Genomic DNA, 18,663 nt, shown 5'->3' on the forward strand with positions numbered 1-18,663 from the left:
CAGAAGCTCCCTGCAGTCTATCTGCCTTATGTCAAGCATGTCATACCTGAAGGTGAGGTTCTCAAGCTCCAGAGTGTTTTTCATGCTTAGCCTTTCGTTGCCCACATAGACAAGTAGTTGTTTTATGTTCTTTGTCTTATACCTCTCTGCTATGGATGTGTAGTATCGTAGCATTCTCCATGGCATGTCTGGGTCATTAAAAGACTGAAACTCCATGTGGAAGATGGTCTGGTTTTGGAGTTTTGCGAGGAAGTCCAGTCTGAGTTCAGAGGAGGGCAGGGTGGTAGGGAGTAGCTCTGTGATGGGAGCAGGGGATAGTATGTGGCTCAGTCTGAGGGGGAGCTCGTCAAAGATGCTTCTTAGGGTTTTGTCTTTTGAGGACATGGGAGGATTATAGCACTGGATGGATTTGACGCTTACAACTCCCCGAGGGTCAGATAAAAATGCATACAGTTTAAAATATCAACCTATGCGGAATAGCTTTTTGAGCCTTCTACTTGCTCTCCTGTTCTTATTTTCCTGCGGTAAGAGCCAACCCTCTAAGCCTCCAGTGGAAAACACCACGCCCTGTAAGGTAGCTTATGTGGTGGATGGTGATACCTTTCACTGCACGCTGGGCTCTGGTGAGGAGGTTAAGGTGAGGCTCATAGGGGTGGACACGCCTGAAAGCAGGGAAAACCCAAAGGCAAGAAGGGATGCAGAAAGGACGGGTCAGAGCCTCGAGGAAATAGTCAAGATGGGTAAGCTGTCCGCAGAATTCACAAAGAAGATGCTCCCGAAGGGTGAAACCGTTTATCTCGAGTTTGATGTGCAGAAAACAGACCGCTACGGGAGGCTTTTAGCTTATGTGTGGCTGTCTGATGGCAGGATGCTCAATGAGGTTCTTGTAAAAGAGGGCTACGCCATGGTCTACACCATACCCCCCAACGTGAAGTATCAGGAGAGATTTCTGCAGGCGCAGAGGTATGCAAGGGAGAACAGGAAGGGTCTCTGGGGCATGTAAAACCCTACAGGGAAAGAAGAGACCTGACTATATCCTCTTCGAAGGCCCTAAAGCCTGAGTGCATCTGGATAAGTCTCTCAAGTAGCTCCGAGTTAAGCCTCACATCTTTACCTACCACTCTGAACAGGTCAAATTTCTGGGCGAAGGCATCAATCTCCTCGTAGTAGCCAGGATTTCTGTAGAGGTAAAACACCTCCGGAAAGTATTTGGAGAGCGCCAGGATAATATCTTCCACAGATACGACCCTTCCCTCTATCTGCACGTCTATGTAGCCTTTTTCCTCCTTTATTAGCACATTATTTCCTCTTTTTTCAACAAGCATGAGTGAGGCCATTATAATAGCCACAAGGGTTGTCAGGTCTATCTCCTGAAAGTTATCCCCCAGTAGGTCCTTCTTACCGCTATAACTGACAGTTCCATCTCTGTCAAGGAAATAAACATGGTTCAGCCCCTCGGCAAAGCTAATATAATGGGCATCCTCCACGTGGGCATACCTTTTGCCCGTCTTCCCGTAAACTCCAAAATTTCTGTCTGTAAGAAGGAGAGTGTGATAGGCTCCATGCTCAGCCTTTACAAACTCACCTTCAAAGCTTCCACTGGAGAGAACCTCAAGGTCCTCTGTAAAGTAGAGGAGCTCCCCCTTCCTTATGATCACACATCCATCGTAGTGGGGGAGGACCTTAAGACCATCTGTGAGCGTCCTCTGGAATAAGAGTTCTCCATCTATGCTTACTCTGCAGATGAAGTTTCCAGCAAGAATATAGAGGTTTTTCCCCGCAAGAGCAAGAGACCTGAGAGGTTTATCTAAAAGGTCTGACACAGGCATTCTCACAACTTCTGCATCCGCAAACCTCTCTGCAGACACCCTGTAGAGGCCTTCCGCCGTGAGGAAGAAGACATTTCTGAGGTTGCTGGCCACATCCTTTATCTCATTTCCTGCCTCCAGCTCCACGCTCTCCCCGCTTCTTCTGTCCATCCTGAACAGCTTTGAGCCACCTGCGCCTAAAAGATGGTATCTTGTGCTGGTGAGTATCTTAGGAGTTTCAGAAAGCTTATTTGACTGCCATACAACCTCATACCTGGAGCTTTCCAGCAGTTCCTTCTTTGAAAATCCTTCAACTCTGTAGTTTCTTGAAAGGTAGACCCTTTCTCCATCGCAGTAAAGCTCCATATTCCACCTCCCGCCTTTAAATTCTAACACACAGAATCATTGCTTTTCAAGCCATGGCCTTACCATATGGTCATAAACTATTGAACCCCCCAGGTTTCCCTGAAAGAAAAGAAGAGAAACCCCCAGAAGGAGCATAAGGGTAAAGAGGTTTCTCATTAAGGGCTTTTTTGAAAGGACCAGCCTCACAACAAAGAGAAAGATAAAGTAAACTGCCAGCAAAAGCCCCATATTCTTGTGGGTTGAGAAGATGTTTATCTCATAGAGCTTTTCCTCTATGGGCTCGTAGGCTATCATTCCACTCACCGCAGCAGAAAGCACGGAGAGGCTGGCTATAAAACTAAAGAGCATGTGAAGGCTGTCCGGTTCCTTTCTGTTTATCCGGTAATAGAGGTCAATAACCAGAAGGGCAAGGGGCATGGCTATGGCAAAATGCGTAAAGGGTGGATGCAGTTTAATGAGCTCCATCTTTCTTCCTCCCAGCCACCAGCTCATAGACCAGTGGCAGAACTATAAGGGTAAGCATAGTAGAAGTAAATATGCCCCCTATGACCACTACTGCAAGGGGCTTTTGAACCTCTGAGCCTATGTCTCTGCTCAGTAGCATGGGAAGGAGTCCAAGGGAAGCGGCGGTGGCGGTGATAAGTATGGGTCTTAGCCTTCTTGAACCTGCCTGAAGGAGGGCTTCTCGCACGGGCACACCCTCTTCTATGAGGCTCTTTGCATAGGATATAAGCACCACTCCGTTCAGGGTTGCAATGCCAAAGACTGCTATAAAGCCCACTGCCGAAGGCACAGAAAGACTGTAACCAGAAAAATAGAGAGCAAAGACACCCCCAACCACCGCAAAGGGCACGTTCAGCATCACCACGAGGGCATCTCTGATGGAAGCGTAGTTAACATAAAGAAGCAGGAATATGAGGCCTATTGCCAGAGGCACTGCCACCGCAAGCCTTTTCATTGCCCTTTCCTGGTTCTCAAACTGCCCTCCAAAGGCTATGTAGTAGCCCTCAGGGAGCTTTATGTTCTTTTCTATCTTTGTTCTTATATCCTGCACAAAGCCTCCGAGGTCTCTTCCAGACAGGTTGCTCTGCACAAGGGCATACCTCATGCCGTTCTCTCTTCTTATCTTGTTATAGCCCTCCGCAATGTAGACCTCTGTCACATCCGAGAGCTTAAGCAAACTCCCATCCTGCATAAGCACGGGCAGAGCCTTTACCTCCTCAAGGGTCTTTTCCTTCAGGCTAAGAACCACCGGGAAGAGTATAGTTTCCTCCTGGAGCTGTGCAACCTCTGCACCGCCAAGGTAGTAGGAAATTACCTTCATTATGTCCTGAGTTGTAAGGTCGTATTTCTGGAGCATATCCTTTCTGGGAACTATCCTGAGCTGTAGCTTTCCTGCCTGAGCCTCCGTTTCCACGTCCACCGCACCCATTGTATGCGCCACAAGCTCTTCTATCTTTCCAGCCAGCTCGTTTATCTTCTGGAGGTCCTCCCCAAATATCTTTATGGCAAGGGTTGCCTTTACTCCTGAAAGAAGCTCGTCAATTCTCATCTGTATGGGCTGGGTAAAGCTGAACTCCACGCCGGGCACATTCTTGAGTTCTTCACGGAGGAGCTCCTCAAACTCCTGCCTGCTTTTAAAGCTCTGCCACTGGCTGGCAGGCTTGAGGATTATAAAGGTCTCTATGTAGCTCACATCCTCTGGCTCTCCCACCTCAGCCCTTCCTATGTTGGAAAAGGTGTGAACTACCTCGGGGTATTTCAGGGCTGTGCTCTCCACAAGGCTTGCCACTCTCTTTGCCTCTTCAAGGGAAACGTTGGAGTCAAGGAAGGACTTTACCAGCAGCGCCCCCTCCTCAAGGGGTGGGGCAAATTCTTTGCCAGTTCTCCATAGGAGAAAAAGGGAAAAGATAAAGGAAGCCAGAGTAAGAAGTAGCACTGCAGGTCTCACTCTAAAAGCCAGGGAAAGAAGGGAAACATACTTTTTGCGTAAGAAAGCAAAGAGAGCATTTTCCTCTTTTCCCCCTCTCAGAAGCCAGTAAGAGAGCACGGGCATAAAGAGGAGAGCCACTGCAAGGGAGGAGAGCAAGGCAAGTATTATGGTAAGGGCTAAGGGCTTGTAGTATTTGCCTTCCACTGACTCAAAGGTAAAGATGGGTAGAAAGACCACAGCAATGATGAGAATGGCAAAGGTCAGGGGTTTTATTATCTCCTGCACAGACTCTATTACAAGAGTGGTCTTTGAAGCCTGCCTGTTTTCTGAAAGGTGCCTGTAAATGTTCTCCACCACCACCACGCTGGCATCTGCAAAGAGGCCAAGCCCTATGGCAAGCCCTCCCATAGTCATCAGGTTTGCGGAGATGCCAAGGTTTTTCAGGAGGGAAAAGGTTATAAGAAGGGTAAAGGGAATGGACAGGACCACAAGCAGTGCAACCCTGAGGTTCCACAGATAAAGGGCTATGGCTATGGTTATGAGCACCATACCTTCTATAAGCGCCCTCTCTACGGTTCCTACTGCCTTCTGCGTGAGATAGGCCTGGTCGTATATGACCCTTATGTCCACACCCTGCGGTAGCACCTTTTTTGCCTCTTCGATGGCTCCCTTGAGCCTTTCCACCAGTTCCATGGTGTTTGTGCTGACCCTTTTAAGCACTATGTTGCCCTGCACCTCCTGTCCGTTAAAGGTGAAAGCGCCCCTTCTGTTGGGAAGCTCTCCCGGCTCCACGTCTGCCACATCCCGCAGAAGCACATAAGTATTCTCTGTTTTCTTTACTGGCACCCTGAGGAGGTCCTCCACACTTCTGAACCTTCCAAGACCACGGACCACCAGGTCCCCCTCTGGAGACTGAAGGAAGCCACCACCAGCTATCTGCCCGTATTCCTCAAGGGCCTTAATTATGTCCTGCAGGCTTAGGTTGTGCTGAAGCAGTTTCTGTGTGTCCACCTTTACCAGATATACCTTATCCGGTCCCCACTGAGATATTTCTTCAACGCCGTCAACTGCTTTTATGATGGGTTTGACTCTCCATTCCTGAAGGGTTTTAAGGTCTTCTAAGCTGTATATGCCTGTGGTATCCTGCAGGATGTAGAACATGACGTTTCCAAGACCTGAGGTGTTGGGACCCATTCGTGGAGCCATACCCTGAGGCAAGAGCCCCTGAACCTCCGAGAGCTTTTGAGAAACCAGATTTCTGGCAAAGTATATATCTGTGCCATCTCTGAAAAAGACAGTCACGTAGGAAAGCCCTGGCAGGCTTATGCTACGCACCAGCTGTGCATCCTTTATGCCAGAAAGAGCGGACTCTATGGGTTTTGTGACCAGAACCTCTGTCTCCTCTGCAGACAGGCCCGGAGTTTCCGTGTATATTACCACCTGAGTGGGAGTTGGGTCTGGAAAGGTGTCTACGGGTATTTTTAGGAAGCTGTAAACTCCATACACTACCACCACAAGAGCAAGAAGAAGCACAAAAAGCCTGTATACCAGGAGCTGTCTAATCATTTTTCTGCCTGTGCTCTGAGGAATATGACTCCGCTCACCGCCACCTCCTCTCCGTCAGAAATACCCTCCACCAGCACCTTCTCACCGGAGGAGAGAATAACCCTCACCTTTCTGACCTCAAAGCCATCCTGAACCCTCACAAAGACCACATGCTCTCCTCTTACCTTCTGCAAGGCGCTGGCAGGAAGCCAGACACCTTTCTGCTCCTTTCCCCTCAGGATTATCTGTGCCTTGAGGCCTTCCTTTAGCTTCCCGTCTGTGTTTTCCACCACAAAGCGAAGAACCTGTTTTCCCGTAGCAGGGTCAAGCCTCGGAGAGACCCACTCAAGAACTGCAGGATAAAGCTTGCCCTCGTATTCTAAATAGCTCCTGCCCTCTACCCTGAGACCTGGCTCTGCGTAGGCGTAAGCCCAGAGCCTTGAAAAGTCCTGAACCTTAAACAGAGGGCTCCCGAGGCCTACAGAGGAGCCAAGCACTGCCTTCTGCTCCACCATCACGCCAGCCCCCGGACTTCTCACAAGCAGGTTATCCCCCCTTGTTTCTCCAAGTGAATCCCTGCTCTGCAAGAGAGCTCTGTATTCAGCAAGAGCTCTGTCGTATTCCACCTTTGCGGAGAAATACCTTGCGTATGGAATTACCTCCTCTTTGTAGAGAAGCTCCTCTCTCTTGAGGGCCTCTTCTGCGGTCTGAAGCCTTACCTGTGCCATACGAATCTGTGCACTAAGCTCTGCAATCCTCGGGGAGTAAACCTCTGCAAGAAGTTGACCCCTTCTGACCCTGTCTCCTTCCCTTACATAAAGCCTTTTAACCACACCCTCAAGGGGCGAGTATACCTCCACGCTCTTACCCATATCTGCCTTTAACTGTGCTGGTGCTCGTGTTTCCGGGCTGTGGCTTTCTACCCTTACCTTCTGCGTCCTTATTCCCAGCTTCTGCACCGTCGCCTGGTCTACCCTCATGACCTGAGCCAGCACCATAAAGGGAATCAATAACAACCACACCATTTTGACCCTCCGTAGGTAATTCCCTTTGCGTATTCTGTATGTGCCTGAAGCATGAGCTCAAGCCTTCTTTTGAGAAGCTCATAGTAGCTCCTTCTTGTCTGGGACAGCTCCAGAAGGGTAATAGTCCGGAGCTTGTAGCTTTTTATGGCAAGTTCCAGCTCCTTCTGAGCTTCTGGAAGCAGTTCTTTTTCTATCTTTTCTACCTCTCTTCTTATCTGCTCAAACTGGGTCTTTGCAGACCTGAGCTGAGCCAGGGCTTTCTGCTTTTGAGTTTCCGCCTCTGCAGAGAGAAGATTTTGCTGAGCCATAAGTTCAAGCATCTCACCCTGCCTTCTGTAAAGGAGGGGAAGGTTTACCACCAGACCTGCCCGAAGGCCGTATTCTCTGTCCGCCACTTTTTCTGCAGTAATGCTCACAGAATAAGAGGGTTTTGAAAGCACCCTCTCCACCTCCATCTGTTTTGACAGACTCTGAATACCTGCCCTGTAGTAGGCAAAAAGGGGCGTCTCTTCAAGGTCCATGTGCGCCCACTGGGGAAGGCTCAGTTCGCCTTCCACATCCATCACATCTCTGTCGGTTAGCGTAGAAAGCTCCCCGAGCAGGGCTCTGTATTTAGACTCTACAAGACGCCTATCGCCCTCAAGTAGCTCCAGTTCCCTCTGAGCACGAAGTAGTTCAAGCCTGGTGGTCTCTCCAAGCCTGAAGCTTCTCTCTACAAAATCCCTTATCTCCCTCTGAAGCCTTAGCTCCTCTTCTGCCACCTTTAAAAGCTCCTTTGTATACAGAGCCTGATAGAAGAGCAGGTATACATCCTGAGCGAGCCTGTTCTTCTCAGACTCTATGCGATGCTGTAGGGCTATGCTCTGAAGTCTGTAGACTTCACCAGCGCTTCTGAAGAGGGCTGGATAGGATAGAGGTTGCGTATAAGTTATGCCGTATATGGGTGCTTTTGAAAAGCCCTCCTTTGAGGTGCCAAAGTTACCAGCCTCCACGGAAAGACTGGGATTTAGCCCAGAGCGGTAGCTGAGCCTTTTTCCTTCGTAGATAAGCCCCTCTGAGGGAAGACCCTTTATGTAGGGGCTGTTTTCTATGGCGGAGTTTATGGCACTTTTCAGGTCAAGGGCAAGAGATACACCAGCGTAAAGCAACAAAAAGACAAGGAGCATCACAGCCAGATTATATCATGTCCTACCTTAACTGTAGATTAACCACATGTAAATGTTCCTTAAAAGGTGTTTTAATTCTTAAATAAAATCATGAACTTTTACTGCTACTGCAGAAGTTTATCATAAAAACTACTCTATAAAGGCTGCCTTCTTCCCTCTGTCTCAGGCTAATAGACCACCCCAGCACTTCACATAATCTTTTTGCAATGTATAGCCCCACACCACCGAGCCTTTTGCTCTCTGGCTTTTCAAGAAGGTTTTCGTCCACAGGCTTTGAGGATAGGTTTTCCACGCTCAGAGTGCATCCCTCAAGCCTTATAAAAACCTCCCCCTCTCCATGCCTTATGGCGTTGTCCACCAGCACATCAAAGACCTCCATGGCAAGCTCCGGGTCGCACTGCAGGATGACCTCCTGCATATCCATCCTTATCCTTTCTTGAGGGTAGAGGAGAAGAACCTTCTGCAAAAGCTCTCTCAGATTACACTGTTCAAAAGAAGGGCTGTAGAGCTGTGCCTCCAGCTTTGAAAGCCTCAGAAAAGCCTTAGAGCTCTTTTCTATCCTCTGGAGCTCTTTTCTAATATCGCTAAAGTCCACTTCCCTGTGTCTTCTCTGCAAAAGCTCCAGCCTCAGGTATAGCCTACCCAGCGGGGTTTTCAGAGAGTGGCTCAGAGCCATAAGAAGGTCTCTGTAGTGATGGGACTGCTCTTTTATCTCCCTGAGCCTTTCCCGGAGACTTTTTACGAGAGGTTCAATCTCCCTGTAAACCTTTACCTCTCTGCCCTCAAGGCTTTCTCTGACAGCACCCTCAAGCTCAACAAGGCTTCTTTTTACAAAAAGCCAGTAGAAAAACACAAGAAGCAACAGGAAAAAGAGCCATCCAGAGAGTAGTGCTGTCTTCAAAAGCCCGAAGAATTCCATCGCCTGACTTATATCAATGCCATACTGCAGGTAAAAGCCCCTTGAGCTTTTTGTGGTTATAAAGCGGTAGGTTTTTTCGCCAAAAGAGAGGTTCTCCGTGTAGGGCATTTCTCTGTTTTTGAGGGGAGGAATGAATTCAAGGTTGCTGGCGTCCACCACAAGTCCCTGGGGGTTTCTCAGCACGTAGGGCTCACTTCTCCCAAACTCTTCCCCCTCAGTGTAGAGCTTTTCAAGCTCAAGCACATCTTTCATGAGATGGCTGTCCAGCAGAAGATAATAGGACCTCTCTACGCTCCAGTAAATGCCCCCGAGAAATACACTGCTTGCAAGGGCAACCACCAGAAAAAAGAGAAAAAACTGCCTTCTGAGAGAGTTCATTCTATCCTGTAGCCAAGCCCTTTCTGTGTTCTTATTATATCCCTGCCCAGCTTTTTCCTGAGCCTGTGGATGAGCACCTCCACCGTGTTGCTTTCTGCCTCATAGCTCCCTAGAGCCTTTTCAAGCAGCTCCTCCCTGGAGACAGACCTGCCCCTGTTGAGGAGAAGATACTCAAGCAATGAAAACTCACCGACAGTGAGGCTCACATCTTTCCCCTCCACAGAGACCTTCTTCTGCTGCAGGTTTATATGCAGGGGTCCGAGCCTTATTTCAGAACTTTCAAGCCCTGCGTATCTCCTTCTCACTGCAACTATCCTTGCCATCAACTCTTCAAAGTGAAAGGGTTTGGTAATGTAGTCGTCTGCACCCATCTGGAAAAAGTCCACCTTACTCTTTACATCCGACACCACCGTGAGGGCTATAACTGGCACCTTTGAGCCTTCTTCTCTGAGCCTTTTTAAGAATTCCCTGCCGTCCAGACCCGGCAGAAAGTAATCCAGCAGTATAAGGTCAAAATCTTCAGAGAGGGCAAGGTCGAGCCCCCGCCTTCCGTCGAGGGCAAGCCTCACCCTGAAGCCCTCCTGCTCCAGGAGACCCTTGAGAGAGTTTGCAAGCTCCCTGTCATCTTCCACAAGAAGCAACCTCACTTGCCGGCACCCTCCATAAACCTCTGCCTGAGCTCAGACATCTCCTTCTTGGTCTGCACCTTTGCCTGAGCCCTGCACTCTTCAAAAGCCCAGAAGTCCTTTGCCTTCTGCAGGCAATCTCTTTCTCTGGCTATGCTCCTTTCTTTTATCTTCAGGGCTTCATCCCTGAATTGCCTGCACTTTTCCCAGTTCTGCTGACACCAGAGCTTATGCTCCTTCTTGCCCATGGAATGTCCCACAGGCTGTGCCAGGGCAACCGCCCCAAGCGTGCCAAGGGCAGTGAGAACTGCAAGCGCCTTTCTCATGATAGCACCTCCTTTAAGGTTTGATGAATATACGATAGACATTAACCAAGAATTAACGAGCATATATTTTCCAGATATGAGGTTTTTGCTTTTGGACCTCCTCAAAAAGAGGCTGAACCCATACAGCCTTGTTCTGAAGATACTTTCTAAGTTAATACTCTGGGCGCTTGCCTCAGAAAAAAGAAGAAGGAGAGCCTTATCTCTCCTAAAGCCCGCATTGAGGCTCTACGGAAAGCTCCTGCTTCGCACTACGAGAGGGCTGTATGGAGTAGTGCTTGTGCTCCTTGCATATCTGGTGTCTTATCTTCTGAAGAGTTCTATCGGGAGAGCTGGCGGGGTGAAGCATAAAAAGCAGCCCTCATAACATCCTTTTTCCTATATTAAAATATTAACCCATTTACCCTTTTGTGAGGTGAAGAGATGGAGCTTTTGGAATACGACTCCTGCGGTGTAGGCTTTGTATGCAGTGTAAGGGGTGAAAAAAGCCACCAGATCGTTCGCTGGGGCATAGAGGCGGTGAAAAACCTCACCCACAGAGGTGCCGTTGGCGGTGATGGAAAGACCGGAGATGGCGCTGGTGTTCTCATAGAAATTCCCAGAAGGTTCTTTATAGAATGGCTTTCCGAGGAAGGTTATGAGGTTTCTGACATAAACAACCTTGCGGTGGGTGCAGTCTTCCTGTATGAGGATGTAAGAGCTCAGATAGAGGAACATGTAAGAAAATCACCCTTCTCTCTCCTTGCCTGGAGAGAGGTTCCTGTCAGCAAGTCTGCAGTGGGAGAATCTGCCCTCAAGGTTATGCCAAAGATATTCCACCTTCTACTGGATGCAGGAAAAGTTCCGGAGGAAAGGCGAGAGCTGGAGCTCTACATTCTCAGAAGACGAATTGAAACGGACAGGAAACTCAGAGATAAGGTCTACTTTGCCTCACTGTCTTCAAGAACCCTGGTATACAAGGGTATGCTGGTGGCACCCCAGCTGGATGTGTTCTATCCTGAGCTAAACGACCAGCGGATAGAGTCAGCCTTCTGTCTATTTCATCAGAGATATTCCACAAACACCTTCCCCAACTGGAAGCTGGCTCAGCCCTTCAGGTATCTTGCTCACAACGGAGAAATAAACACCATTCTGGGAAACAGAAACTGGATGAGGGCAATAGAGCACGAGCTTGAGCATGAGCTCTTTGGTGAGAACATAAAGCTCATAAGACCACTGGTTTCTTACGAGGAGAGCGATTCTGCATCCCTTGACAGGGTCTTTGAACTTCTGCTTCTTGTAGGCTACAGCCCTGAGCATGCCATAAACATGCTCATTCCTCCTGCCTGGGAGGGCGTGCCATGGCTTCCGGAGGAGGTAAAGGAGTTTTTTGAATACCAGTCCCTTCTCATGAAGCCCTGGGATGGACCTGCGAGCATAGCCTTTACTGACGGAAGAAAAATAGGGGCTCATCTTGACAGAAATGGTCTGAGACCTGCCAGGTATGTGCTCACGGAGGATGGTGTTCTTGTGCTTGGCTCAGAGGTGGGTATGGTGGACCTTGAAGGTAGAAAGGTTCTCAAGAAGGGAAGGCTGGGACCGGGGGATACGCTTGTTGTTGACCTTTCAACGGGTGAGGTAAAAGAGACGGAGGAGATACTTAGAGACCTATCTTCTCAAAAGCCATACGGTGAGTGGCTTAGAAAGCACCTTGTGAGGTTGGGCAGTATAATAAAGGATTACAGGCTTCCTGAGCCTTCTGAAGACCCGGATAGAATAAGAAAACTGGTTGCCTTTGGTTATACACAGGAAGAGATAAAGCACGTTCTTGCACCCATGGCGGAAGAAGGCAAAGAAATAACCTTCTCCATGGGAGATGATACACCCATACCACCCCTTTCAGAAAAGCCAGTGCTGCTCTTCAGATACTTCAAACAACGCTTTGCTCAGGTAACAAACCCTCCCATAGACCCCATAAGGGAAAAAGCGGTCATGTCCCTCAGAATGAACCTGGGACACAAAAGAAACTTTCTGAGGGAAGAAGAGGAGCATGCAAGGAGGTTTCAGATAGACAGCCCCATACTCCTGCCCTACCAGTTCAGAGCTCTCATGGAGCAGGAGCACTTCAAGGTAGCATGGGTGCCTATAACCTATCCCAAGGAAAGAAGCTACTGCGTGGTAGAGCTTCAGGACCTGGCAGGCGAGAGAAGAATAACGGACATACTCTACGATGCCATGTATGAGGGCATTACCATATGCGACCTCAGGCTGGGCGTGGAAATAGTCTGCAGAAGAGTTGAAGAGGCTGTAAGAGAGGGTGCAAACATAGTGGTCTTATCGGACAGAAATATATCCAGATACAGGCTTGCTGTGCCAAGTCTTCTGGCAGTGTCTGCCGTCTTCAGGTGGCTCTCAGAGAGGGGGCTTGCCAACAGAGTGTCCATAGTGATAGAAACGGGTGAAGCAAGAGATACCCATCACATGGCATGCCTCATAGGCTATGGTGCCTCCGCTGTGTATCCATACCTGGTGTATGAGCTTATAGGTGAACTCTGTCAGAAGGGGGAGATAAAGGCTCCTTACGAGCAGGCAGTTTTTAACTATAAAAAAGCCCTTGAGGATGGGCTACTCAAAATCATGTCCAAGATGGGTATTTCTACCCTCAACTCCTATCAGGGTGCGAGAATCTTTGATACGGTTTGCCTCAGCAGAGATTTTGTGGAGGAATACTTCCCCGGCACTCCCGTGACTCTTGAATCGGACGGCATATTTGAGGTTCAGGACAGTTTGCTGGCAAGGCATGATGCGGCATATGATGTGGAAAATCCACAGCTTGACTACGGTGGGGACATGAAGTTCAGAAAGGGTGGGCAGTATCACGCATGGTCCCCCTTTGTGGTCCGGGCTCTCCACAAGTTTTTGGAGACAAAGGAATACGAGGATTATAAGGAGTTTTCACGCATAGCCAACGAAGAGCACCCCGCCTTCATAAGACATCTTTTAGACTACAAAAAAGCGGAAAAGCCCATCCCCGTAGAGGAGGTGGAGCCCGTAGAGAACATTCTCAGGAGGTTTGTCACGGGTGGTATGTCTCTGGGAGCACTTTCCCCCGAGGCCCATGAGGTGCTGGCAGAAGCCTGCAACAGGCTCGGCATGAAGAGCAACTCTGGGGAAGGAGGGGAAGACCCTGCCAGATACTGGACCATAAAGAACTCTGCCATAAAACAGGTTGCCTCCGGACGCTTCGGAGTCACACCCACCTATCTTGCCTCAGCAAAGGATATAGAGATAAAAATCGCTCAGGGCGCAAAGCCCGGAGAAGGAGGGCAGCTACCCGGTAAGAAGGTAAACGAGTACATAGCAAGGCTCAGGCACGCACAGCCGGGAGTCACCCTCATATCTCCACCACCCCACCATGACATATACTCCATAGAGGACCTTGCCCAGCTTATAAACGACCTTAAAGAGTCCAACCCACAGGCAAAGGTGTGTGTCAAGCTGGTGGCTGAAACAGGTGTGGGAACCATAGCGGCGGGGGTGGCAAAGGCTTATGCGGACATTGTCCAGATAAGCGGTGCAGAAGGCGGAACGGGCGCAAGCCCCTACTCTTCCATAAAAAATGCGGGCAACTACTGGGAAATAGGGCTTTCGGAGACGCAGAGGGTGCTTATGGAAAATGGCTTGCGGGACAAAGTCAGGCTCAGGGTGGATGGAGGTATGAGGACAGGCAGGGATGTGGTTCTTGCAGCCCTTCTGGGAGCGGAGGAGTTTGGCTTTGGCACTGCGGCCATGATAGCTGAGGGATGCGTGATGGCAAGGCTGTGCCATACAAACCAGTGCCCCACGGGCGTAGCCACGCAGGACCCCAAATACAGGGAGAAGTTCAAGGGAAGGGTGGAGAATGTGATGGCTTACTTCAGAGCAGTGGCTCAGGAGGTCAGAGAAATCCTTGCCCAGATGGGTGTCAGGTCTCTTGATGAGATAATAGGTAAGAGGGACCTGCTTGAAGTGAGGACCTATGACCATATCCCCGGCTCCAAGAGGGTAAAGCTGGAGGAATTCCTGAAGGAAGGATATCCTGAAGGTAGACCCCTAAGATGTCTGCAGGAGAGAAACGACAACCCCAGAAGGAGCGAGCTGGCAAAGAGGCTGGAAGAAGAGGTTCTACCCTATATAGAAAAGGGTCAGCCCTTCTACGGAGAATACTCCATCAGGAATGTGGACAGGAGCGTGCCCACAAGGCTTGCCTACCACATTGCGGTAAGATACAGGGATGAAGGACTTCCAGAGGATACCATACAACTTCTTTTTAGAGGCACTGCAGGGCAGAGCTTTGGAGCCTTTAATCACAGGGGCATGTTTCTTACTCTCATTGGCGATGCCAACGATTATGTGGGCAAGGGTATGTATGGAGGAAGGATTGTGATAAAGCCCGACGGGCTCAAAGACCCGCACAACCATGTGATAATGGGAAACACATGCCTCTATGGTGCAACGGGCGGTGAGCTCTACGCAGCGGGCAGGGCCGGAGAAAGGTTTGCTGTCAGGAACAGTGGAGCTCTGGCAGTGGTAGAGGGTGCAGGCATGCACTGCTGTGAATACATGACAGGAGGGCTTGTGGTGGTGCTTGGAAAGGTGGGTGTAAACCTGGGAGCTGGCATGACTGGAGGCTACGCCTACGTGCTGGATGAAGAGGTGCAGGATAAGATAAACACAGGCTACGTGATGGTAAGAGCACTCAAAGATGAAGAGAAAGATGAGCTAAGGACTTTGATTGAAAAACACTTCAGCTACACCGAAAGCCCACTGGCGGAGGAGATTCTCCAGAATTGGGAAATGTATGCGGAAAGGTTCAGAAAGGTGGTGCCCTTAGAGCAGTGCAGGAGAGACCCTTATGGTGTGTCAGACCAGTGCGAGGTAGAAGTAAAGAAATAGTGTGAAAAGAAAATTTAAACTTCTTTCCTTTGCCCTCTACGATTCTGGGGAGACTGTGCTGGGGGCCCTTTTATTTTCCACCTTATATCCTCTATACATTACCCAGCATGTGGATGTTAAGACCTACTCGGTGCTATATGGGATTGCCTTTTTTATCTCCTTCCTTGTTGCCCTTCAGCTTGGCAGGATCGCTGACCATAGGGGATTGAGAAAAGGCTTTTTCACACTTTTCAGCCTGTGCGTCCCTCTTTTATGCCTTACTCTCTTCATATCCTTCAACAGGGCAGAGCTCAACTTTGTCCTCTATCTTCTTTTGGCAATATTTCACCAGCAGGCACTGGTCTTCTATAACTCCCTTCTGAAATCTTTTGAGACAAAAGGGTTTGCCTCTGGCTTTGGTGTGGCTCTGGGCTATGCGGGGTCTGCCCTGTCCCTTATCTTTCTTGCGCCGGTGCTTACCCTCCCCTCTGCCTTTGTATGGGTTGGTCTTATATTTTTCCTGCTCTCCCTGCCTTCTGTAGTAAGTCTGTCTGAGCCGGAGGAAAGGCAGAAGGTTGTTCTCAGAGAACTTTTCAGAGACAGAGGCTTCCTCCTTACCATGGCCTCCATGCTTCTTCTCATGGAGCTTGCCCATACCATGATAGCCATGATGGGCGTCTATCTCAGGGAAGTTTACGGGCTTTCAGAGAGGGATATATACAGAACTATAGGCTTCTCAGCCCTTGGGGGCATCTCCGGAGGTCTCCTGTTTGGAAGGCTTACCGACAGGATTTCCGCCCAGAGGCTTTTCCCTCTGGGCTTTCTCCTGTGGAGTGCCTTTCTGCTTTTACTCTACATTACACCCAGAGATTTTTTGCTTCCACTTGGCTTTTTTGCAGGTCTATGTTTGGCGCATCTATGGACCACTTCAAGGATTTTGCTCCTTGAGAGGTTTACCCGTGGAGATGTGGCTGTGAGGTTTTCCTTCTATTCTCTCAGCGAGCGTATAGCCTCAAGCCTTGGGCTTATATTCTGGTCTTTTTTCCTGCTCATAACCGGGGAAAACTACAGGCTGTCTGCCCTTCTTATGCTTATCTTTCCATCTATGGGAGCATTGCTTTACCTTCTCTCAAACAGGAGGTTTGAGGTAAAGCGGCTCTAAAAGCATAGGGTTGTCGCCCTCGTAGCCTTCGGAAAGTTTCCTATAAGCCCACAGTCCACCATAAAGGGAAAAGGGAAAGTATTCAAGCTGGATGTCTCCAATCCCCTGGGATGCAAGACCTACCAGCGGGACTTCGGGCAGCCTGTCCTTCAACACCTCAATTTCACCCATCTGCTGACCTTTGCAGATTCTGTAGAAGATATTGCTGCTTACCCTGAGAGCAACAGCCCTTTCTTCCTTACTCTTTACAAAAAGACACATCATATGCAGGTTTTCATAGCCCACTATGGGCTTGCCTCTCAGGTAGGCCAGCGTTTTCATAAAGGTTATGCCAATCCTCAGCGATGTTAGATAACCAACGCCAAGGGAAACAGCAAAGGCATCCATATTCTCTGCTTCTATCTTTAGCTCCTCCAGCACCATCGGCAGATGCTGAAGGGTTTTCTTACCGTCGTCCACATAGTGATGGAGCACCACCCTGCCATCCTCTACAACCGTAAGGTTTATGGGAGAAAAGGATGTGTCCAGGGAAAGAAGCCTCATTTATACTATGATACATGCTCTTTGATATGGAAAGTCCTCAGGGGTTTGACCCCTACGAGGTGCTTACAAAGCTGGTTGTTCCAAGACCCATAGCATGGGTCTCCACACTGAGTCCGGAGGGCATTCCGAACCTTGCACCCTTCAGCTTTTATAACGCAGTATGCGACGAGCCACCAATTGTGCTCCTCTCCATAAGCAGAAAAGAGGATGGAAGCAGAAAGGATACAGCAAGAAACATACTGAGCACTGGTGAATTTGTGATAAACTTCCTCTCAGAGGAATTTCTGTCGGCGGTAAAGATTACCTCTGAAGAGTTCCCACCTGAAGTGAGCGAGTTTGAAATGGCAGGGCTCAAACCGGTGCAATCTTACAGGGTAAAGGCGCCGAGGGTGGAAGGTGTAAGAGCCTGGCTTGAATGCAGACTTTTCAGACATGAGGAACTCTTTAACTACGACCTGCTATTTGGAAAAGTTGCCCTCGCCGGTGCGGAGAGCCTTGACCCCAGCCACCTGAAACCTCTCGGGAGGCTCTCTGGAAAGTTCTGCAGAATCATTGAGATAAATCAAAGCCCATAGAATCTTTGTGGCTAAAATATTTCTCATGGCTAAGGTTAAGATAAACAAGAAGGTGCTTGAAATCCCCGCAGGTGAAAAGTTTGGTGACCACCATCATGAGATAGAAAAGGCGGGTGTGGAGTTTGGATGCACCGACGGTCAATGTGGTGTGTGCGTATGCACAGTGCTAAAAGGGCTTGAGTGCCTGGCGGAGCCCTCCGAGCAAGAAGAAGAAACCCTCTGGAGAATAGGAGAGTATGAGGAAAACAGGAGGCTCACCTGCCAGCTGGTGATAGAAAAGGAAGGCTGCGAGATAGAGTTAGAGACCGATTAGCATGTGCACTCTTTAACTCCCAGCCTTCTGTAAAGGCTTATCACAGGGCACCAGCCAGTAAAGGCAGACTGTATCTGGTTGAGAGCCATAAAGACTATGAAAGCCTTCCAGAACCAGTGTATTTCTGAAGGCAGTATGGCGATAAGAAATACCAGCAAAAGCACACCACCAGAGGTAAGCCTCAAAGCTCTATCCATAGTCATCTTCAACCTCCTTAAATAAGTTTATAAGAATATTCTAATAAACTTTATTCACTTGTCAAGCAGGAAGTGCCAGTTTATAACTACTCTGTGAGATAATCTTAAACATGCACAGGATTCTTGAGAAGAAGAGGCTTTCGGAGGATGCCTGTATTTTAAAGGTTCATGCACCCCATGTATCAGCGGCACAGCCCGGGCAGTTTGTAATGGTTCAGCATACAGAGCTTTCCGAGCTAATACCCCTTTCCATACTTGACACCTTTGAGGAGGGCTTTACCTGCCTTGTTAAGGCTGTGGGAAGGTCAAGCCTTGAGATTCTTGAGGAGGCTGAGAGCTTTCAGTATGTGGCAGGACCACTGGGCAAGCCCTTTCCGGTAAATCAATACGGAAAGATAGTCTTCTACGCCTATTCATGGGGTATTGCACCAATTCTCAATGTGGCAAGGGCGCTGAAGGCTGCAGGTAATAGACTCCTCTTACAGGTAGTTTCTGAGGATTTTTATCTCAGAGAAAGGGCTGAGGAGCTCTTTGAGGAAGTAAGGCACTCTGAGGACATTATCGTCTTTGATGCAGACCTTGTAGTCTCAGCGGGAGAAAACGGACTATCCTATAGACTTACAGAGATTTACAGGAATACCCCGATTGTTAGTATGGTAAGCGTTCACATGCTGGACGCAGTAGGTCTTTGTCTTGTTTGTAGAGTGATGGTGGATGGAAAGCAGCTACTGGCATGCACTGAAGGTCCATGGTTTGAAGCCCACAAGGTTAACTGGAAAAACCTTATCGATAGAGAAAGCCTCTACAAAGAACAGGAGAGCCTTGCCCTTGAAGAATACAGAAAAATCCTCAGGAGAAAGAGCCTCAGGAGCGAATGAACTTATAATTCTT

The 18,663-nt window shown here is 48.9% G+C and carries 18 protein-coding genes; 7 read left to right on the forward strand and 11 right to left on the reverse strand.

Going from position 1 to position 18,663, the window contains the following annotated elements; genetic code table 11:
* On the reverse strand, positions 1 to 384 hold a 384-nt coding region (locus ACKRDP_RS06150; RefSeq protein WP_489685580.1), incomplete at its 3' end, for an RpnC/YadD family protein.
* An 85-nt stretch (positions 385 to 469) separates the two neighbouring features.
* Between ACKRDP_RS06150 and ACKRDP_RS06155 the strand changes: the two genes are divergently transcribed.
* Positions 470 to 1,003 carry a thermonuclease family protein gene (locus ACKRDP_RS06155; protein ID WP_409153899.1) on the forward strand — a complete coding sequence of 178 codons (534 nt, stop codon included), beginning with the start codon at positions 470 to 472 and terminating at the stop codon, positions 1,001 to 1,003.
* 4 nt (positions 1,004 to 1,007) lie between these two features.
* On the opposite strand, the gene ACKRDP_RS06160 is transcribed toward ACKRDP_RS06155, so the two are convergent.
* The 8 genes from ACKRDP_RS06160 to ACKRDP_RS06195 form a co-directional block, all read right to left on the reverse strand.
* A complete protein-coding gene (locus ACKRDP_RS06160; protein ID WP_409153900.1) occupies positions 1,008 to 2,174 on the reverse strand; it encodes a hypothetical protein in 1,167 nt (388 codons plus the stop codon).
* A gap of 36 nt (positions 2,175 to 2,210) precedes the next feature.
* Positions 2,211 to 2,639, reverse strand: a complete 429-nt coding sequence (locus ACKRDP_RS06165) for a DUF2231 domain-containing protein (protein WP_409153901.1) — start codon at positions 2,637 to 2,639, stop codon at positions 2,211 to 2,213.
* Positions 2,626 to 5,673, reverse strand: coding sequence for an efflux RND transporter permease subunit (locus ACKRDP_RS06170; protein WP_409153902.1), 3,048 nt, complete (start codon positions 5,671 to 5,673; stop codon positions 2,626 to 2,628). The genes ACKRDP_RS06165 and ACKRDP_RS06170 overlap by 14 nt, the downstream gene beginning before the upstream one ends.
* Positions 5,670 to 6,677, reverse strand: coding sequence for an efflux RND transporter periplasmic adaptor subunit (locus ACKRDP_RS06175; RefSeq protein WP_409153903.1), 1,008 nt, complete (start codon positions 6,675 to 6,677; stop codon positions 5,670 to 5,672). The genes ACKRDP_RS06170 and ACKRDP_RS06175 overlap by 4 nt, the downstream gene beginning before the upstream one ends.
* Positions 6,659 to 7,843 carry a TolC family protein gene (locus tag ACKRDP_RS06180; RefSeq protein WP_409153904.1) on the reverse strand — a complete coding sequence of 395 codons (1,185 nt, stop codon included), beginning with the start codon at positions 7,841 to 7,843 and terminating at the stop codon, positions 6,659 to 6,661. Before ACKRDP_RS06180 ends, ACKRDP_RS06175 begins: the two co-directional genes overlap by 19 nt.
* 88 nt (positions 7,844 to 7,931) lie before the next feature.
* A complete protein-coding gene (locus ACKRDP_RS06185; RefSeq protein ID WP_409153905.1) occupies positions 7,932 to 9,140 on the reverse strand; it encodes a sensor histidine kinase in 1,209 nt (402 codons plus the stop codon).
* Positions 9,137 to 9,787 carry a response regulator transcription factor gene (locus ACKRDP_RS06190; RefSeq protein ID WP_409153906.1) on the reverse strand — a complete coding sequence of 217 codons (651 nt, stop codon included), beginning with the start codon at positions 9,785 to 9,787 and terminating at the stop codon, positions 9,137 to 9,139. The genes ACKRDP_RS06185 and ACKRDP_RS06190 overlap by 4 nt, the downstream gene beginning before the upstream one ends.
* Positions 9,784 to 10,092 carry a hypothetical protein gene (locus ACKRDP_RS06195; RefSeq protein WP_409153907.1) on the reverse strand — a complete coding sequence of 103 codons (309 nt, stop codon included), beginning with the start codon at positions 10,090 to 10,092 and terminating at the stop codon, positions 9,784 to 9,786. The genes ACKRDP_RS06190 and ACKRDP_RS06195 overlap by 4 nt, the downstream gene beginning before the upstream one ends.
* Before the next feature lie 76 nt (positions 10,093 to 10,168).
* Here ACKRDP_RS06195 and ACKRDP_RS06200 point away from each other — a divergent pair, with 76 nt between their 5' ends.
* From ACKRDP_RS06200 to ACKRDP_RS06210, 3 genes are read left to right on the forward strand one after another with little or no spacing between them, the layout of a single operon-like run.
* Complete coding sequence (locus ACKRDP_RS06200; RefSeq protein ID WP_409153908.1) at positions 10,169 to 10,456, forward strand: hypothetical protein; 288 nt, start codon at positions 10,169 to 10,171, stop codon at positions 10,454 to 10,456.
* A gap of 56 nt (positions 10,457 to 10,512) precedes the next feature.
* On the forward strand, positions 10,513 to 15,003 hold the full coding sequence (gene gltB, locus ACKRDP_RS06205) for a glutamate synthase large subunit (RefSeq protein WP_409153909.1): 4,491 nt from the start codon (positions 10,513 to 10,515) through the stop codon (positions 15,001 to 15,003).
* Between the two features lies 1 nt (position 15,004).
* Positions 15,005 to 16,144 (forward strand): MFS transporter, encoded by a 1,140-nt coding sequence (locus tag ACKRDP_RS06210; RefSeq protein WP_409153910.1) that lies wholly within the window; start codon positions 15,005 to 15,007, stop codon positions 16,142 to 16,144.
* On the opposite strand, the gene ACKRDP_RS06215 is transcribed toward ACKRDP_RS06210, so the two are convergent.
* Positions 16,112 to 16,687, reverse strand: coding sequence for a tRNA threonylcarbamoyladenosine biosynthesis protein TsaB (locus ACKRDP_RS06215; protein WP_409153911.1), 576 nt, complete (start codon positions 16,685 to 16,687; stop codon positions 16,112 to 16,114). The two genes, ACKRDP_RS06210 and ACKRDP_RS06215, sit on opposite strands and share 33 nt — an antisense overlap.
* A 14-nt stretch (positions 16,688 to 16,701) precedes the next feature.
* On the opposite strand from ACKRDP_RS06215, the gene ACKRDP_RS06220 reads away from it, so the two are divergent.
* Positions 16,702 to 17,262 carry a flavin reductase family protein gene (locus ACKRDP_RS06220; protein WP_409153912.1) on the forward strand — a complete coding sequence of 187 codons (561 nt, stop codon included), beginning with the start codon at positions 16,702 to 16,704 and terminating at the stop codon, positions 17,260 to 17,262.
* A 25-nt stretch (positions 17,263 to 17,287) separates the two neighbouring features.
* Positions 17,288 to 17,575, forward strand: coding sequence for a 2Fe-2S iron-sulfur cluster-binding protein (locus ACKRDP_RS06225; protein WP_409153913.1), 288 nt, complete (start codon positions 17,288 to 17,290; stop codon positions 17,573 to 17,575).
* Here ACKRDP_RS06225 and ACKRDP_RS06230 read toward each other — a convergent pair.
* Positions 17,572 to 17,772, reverse strand: coding sequence for a YgaP family membrane protein (locus tag ACKRDP_RS06230; protein ID WP_409153914.1), 201 nt, complete (start codon positions 17,770 to 17,772; stop codon positions 17,572 to 17,574). The two genes, ACKRDP_RS06225 and ACKRDP_RS06230, sit on opposite strands and share 4 nt — an antisense overlap.
* Positions 17,773 to 17,882: 110 nt before the next feature.
* On the opposite strand from ACKRDP_RS06230, the gene ACKRDP_RS06235 reads away from it, so the two are divergent.
* Positions 17,883 to 18,650: an iron-sulfur cluster-binding protein gene (locus ACKRDP_RS06235; RefSeq protein ID WP_409153915.1), complete on the forward strand. Its 768-nt coding sequence runs from the start codon at positions 17,883 to 17,885 to the stop codon at positions 18,648 to 18,650.
* The last annotated feature ends 13 nt before the right edge of the window (positions 18,651 to 18,663 follow it).

The sequence above is a fragment of the Pampinifervens navoyensis genome (assembly GCF_046159715.1).
Classification (GTDB): domain Bacteria; phylum Aquificota; class Aquificia; order Aquificales; family Aquificaceae; genus Pampinifervens.

Coding starts and splice junctions, on each gene's coding strand:
- ACKRDP_RS06180 (WP_409153904.1), bottom strand. CDS start 7,843: ATGCTCCTTGTCTTTTTGTTGCTTTACGCTGGTGTATCTCTTGCCCTT.
- ACKRDP_RS06225 (WP_409153913.1), top strand. CDS start 17,288: ATGGCTAAGGTTAAGATAAACAAGAAGGTGCTTGAAATCCCCGCAGGT.
- ACKRDP_RS06165 (WP_409153901.1), bottom strand. CDS start 2,639: ATGGAGCTCATTAAACTGCATCCACCCTTTACGCATTTTGCCATAGCC.
- ACKRDP_RS06220 (WP_409153912.1), top strand. CDS start 16,702: ATGCTCTTTGATATGGAAAGTCCTCAGGGGTTTGACCCCTACGAGGTG.
- ACKRDP_RS06160 (WP_409153900.1), bottom strand. CDS start 2,174: ATGGAGCTTTACTGCGATGGAGAAAGGGTCTACCTTTCAAGAAACTAC.
- ACKRDP_RS06230 (WP_409153914.1), bottom strand. CDS start 17,772: ATGGATAGAGCTTTGAGGCTTACCTCTGGTGGTGTGCTTTTGCTGGTA.
- ACKRDP_RS06215 (WP_409153911.1), bottom strand. CDS start 16,687: ATGAGGCTTCTTTCCCTGGACACATCCTTTTCTCCCATAAACCTTACG.
- ACKRDP_RS06175 (WP_409153903.1), bottom strand. CDS start 6,677: ATGGTGTGGTTGTTATTGATTCCCTTTATGGTGCTGGCTCAGGTCATG.
- ACKRDP_RS06235 (WP_409153915.1), top strand. CDS start 17,883: ATGCACAGGATTCTTGAGAAGAAGAGGCTTTCGGAGGATGCCTGTATT.
- ACKRDP_RS06170 (WP_409153902.1), bottom strand. CDS start 5,673: ATGATTAGACAGCTCCTGGTATACAGGCTTTTTGTGCTTCTTCTTGCT.
- ACKRDP_RS06155 (WP_409153899.1), top strand. CDS start 470: ATGCGGAATAGCTTTTTGAGCCTTCTACTTGCTCTCCTGTTCTTATTT.
- ACKRDP_RS06200 (WP_409153908.1), top strand. CDS start 10,169: ATGAGGTTTTTGCTTTTGGACCTCCTCAAAAAGAGGCTGAACCCATAC.
- ACKRDP_RS06185 (WP_409153905.1), bottom strand. CDS start 9,140: ATGAACTCTCTCAGAAGGCAGTTTTTTCTCTTTTTTCTGGTGGTTGCC.
- gltB (WP_409153909.1), top strand. CDS start 10,513: ATGGAGCTTTTGGAATACGACTCCTGCGGTGTAGGCTTTGTATGCAGT.
- ACKRDP_RS06195 (WP_409153907.1), bottom strand. CDS start 10,092: ATGAGAAAGGCGCTTGCAGTTCTCACTGCCCTTGGCACGCTTGGGGCG.